Here is a 2,476-nt window from a genome sequence, read left to right as displayed (position 1 = left end):
ACCTACGTCGAGCACGACTGCGTCGATTTCGGCATGCAGGACCAGAAGATACCGGGCGACGGTGTCGTGACCGGCAGCGGCACGATCAACGGGCGGCTGGTCTATGTCTTCAGCCAGGATTTCACCGTGTTCGGCGGCTCTCTCAGCAAGCGTCACGCGGAGAAGATCTGCAAGGTGATGGACAATGCCATGAAGGTCGGCGCGCCGGTGATCGGGCTCAATGACAGCGGCGGGGCGCGCATCCAGGAAGGCGTGGCCAGCCTTGGCGGCTATGCCGAGGTGTTCCAGAAGAACGTGCTGGCATCGGGCGTCATCCCGCAGCTCAGCCTGATCATGGGGCCGTGCGCGGGCGGGGCGGTGTACTCACCGGCCATGACAGACTTCATCTTCATGGTGAAGGACAGCTCCTACATGTTCGTGACCGGGCCCGAGGTGGTGAAGACCGTCACCAACGAGGAAGTCACGCAGGAAGACCTCGGCGGCGCGGTGGTGCACACGACCAAGACGAGCGTTGCCGACCTTGCTCTCGAGAACGATATCGAGGCGCTGCTGGCCGCGCGCGAACTGATCGGCTTCGTGCCGGAGAGCAACCGCGACCCGCTGCCGCACCTGCCGACCGACGATCCGTGGGACCGGCGCGAGGACAGCCTCGACACGCTGATCCCCGCCAGTTCCAACATGCCCTACGACATGCACGAACTGATCCGTAAGGTTGTCGACGACGGCAACTTCTTCGAGATCCAGCCAAAGCACGGCGCGAACATCATCACAGGCTTTGGCCGGATCGAGGGCAAGCCCGTGGGCTTCGTCGCCAACCAGCCGATGGTGCTCGCCGGCGTGCTCGACATCGACGCCAGCCGCAAGGCGGCGCGCTTCGTGCGCTTCTGCGATGCGTTCAGCATCCCGATCGTCACCTTCGTGGACGTGCCCGGCTTCCTTCCCGGCACGAGCCAGGAACACAATGGCATCATCAAGCACGGCGCGAAGCTGCTGTTCGCCTATGCCGAGGCGACCGTGCCCAAGATCACCGTGATCACCCGCAAGGCCTATGGCGGGGCCTACGACGTGATGGCATCGAAGCACCTGCGGGGCGACCTCAACTACGCGTGGCCCACGGCAGAGATCGCCGTGATGGGGGCCAAAGGGGCGGTCGAGATCATCTTCCGCCAGGACCGCGACAACCCGGACAAGATCGCCGAGAAGACGAAGGAATACGAAGACCGCTTCGCCAACCCCTTCGTGGCGGCATCGCGCGGCTACATCGACGAGGTGATCTACCCCCACTCCACCCGCCGCCGCATCGCCCTGGGCCTGCGCAAGCTGGCCGGAAAGAAACTCGAAAACCCGTGGAAGAAACACGATAACCTGCCGCTATGACCGACATGACCGAAAAACCGACCAAGGCCGACTGGCATTCGTGCGCTGACAGGGAAGTGAAGGGGCGTGATCTGACCTGGCACACGCCGGAGGGGATTGCGGTGCAGCCGCTGTATGCGGCGGGGGATGCAGAGGGGCTGGATCCGGGTTTTCCGGGGTTCGCGCCGTTCACGCGCGGGCCTTATGCGAGCATGTATACAGGCCGTGCCTGGACGATCCGGCAGTATGCGGGGTTCTCGACGGCGGAGGAGAGCAATGCCTTCTATCGCCGCAACCTGGCGGCTGGGCAGAAGGGGCTGTCTGTCGCCTTCGACCTGGCGACGCACCGGGGCTATGACAGCGACCATCCGCGCGTCGTTGGAGACGTGGGCAAGGCCGGCGTTGCCATCGATACCGTGCGCGACATGGAGATCCTGTTCGACCAGATCCCGCTGGACGAGATGAGCGTCTCCATGACGATGAACGGGGCGGTGATCCCGGTGCTGGCGTTCTACATCGTGGCGGCAGAGCGTTCGGGCGTTGCGCAGGAGAAGCTTTCCGGCACGATCCAGAACGACATCCTGAAGGAGTTCATGGTCCGCAACACCTACATCTATCCGCCCGAGCCATCGATGCGGATCGTGTCGGACATCATCGCCTATACCTCTGCCAACATGCCGCGCTTCAACTCGATCTCGATCAGCGGCTATCACATGCACGAGGCAGGGGCCACGGCGGTGCAGGAGCTGGCCTTCACCATTGCCGACGGCAAGGAATACGTGAAGCGGGCGATGGCAACGGGCCTCGACATCGATGCCTTTGCGCCGCGGCTGTCGTTCTTCTGGGGCATCGGCATGAACTTCTTCATGGAGATCGCCAAGATGCGCGCAGGCCGCGTGCTGTGGCACGACGTGATGGACGAGCTTGGGGCCAAGAACCCCAAGTCGAAGATGCTGCGCACCCACTGCCAGACCTCGGGCGTGTCATTGCAGGAGCAGGACCCCTACAACAACGTGATCCGCACCACGCTGGAAGCGCTGGCCGCGGTGCTGGGGGGCACGCAGTCGCTGCACACCAATGCGCTGGACGAGGCGCTGGCGCTGCCGACCGACTTCTCCGC

Annotated in this window: 2 protein-coding genes; both read left to right on the top strand. The window is 63.9% G+C overall.

From position 1 onward, the window contains the following. Nucleotides 1–1,377: acyl-CoA carboxylase subunit beta (locus D2V07_RS18315; RefSeq protein ID WP_147367047.1), on the top strand; the 1,377-nt coding region annotated here is incomplete at its 5' end. Between the two features lie 5 nt (nucleotides 1,378–1,382). Then, a partial coding sequence (locus tag D2V07_RS18310; protein WP_233548519.1) for a methylmalonyl-CoA mutase family protein occupies nucleotides 1,383–2,476 on the top strand: 1,094 nt, incomplete at its 3' end.

The organism is Aurantiacibacter zhengii (assembly GCF_003584125.1).
In the GTDB taxonomy this organism is placed as follows: domain Bacteria; phylum Pseudomonadota; class Alphaproteobacteria; order Sphingomonadales; family Sphingomonadaceae; genus Alteraurantiacibacter; species Alteraurantiacibacter zhengii.
The sequence above is the reverse complement of the archived record's forward strand: the minus strand, read 5'-3'. Positions and strand labels throughout refer to the sequence as shown.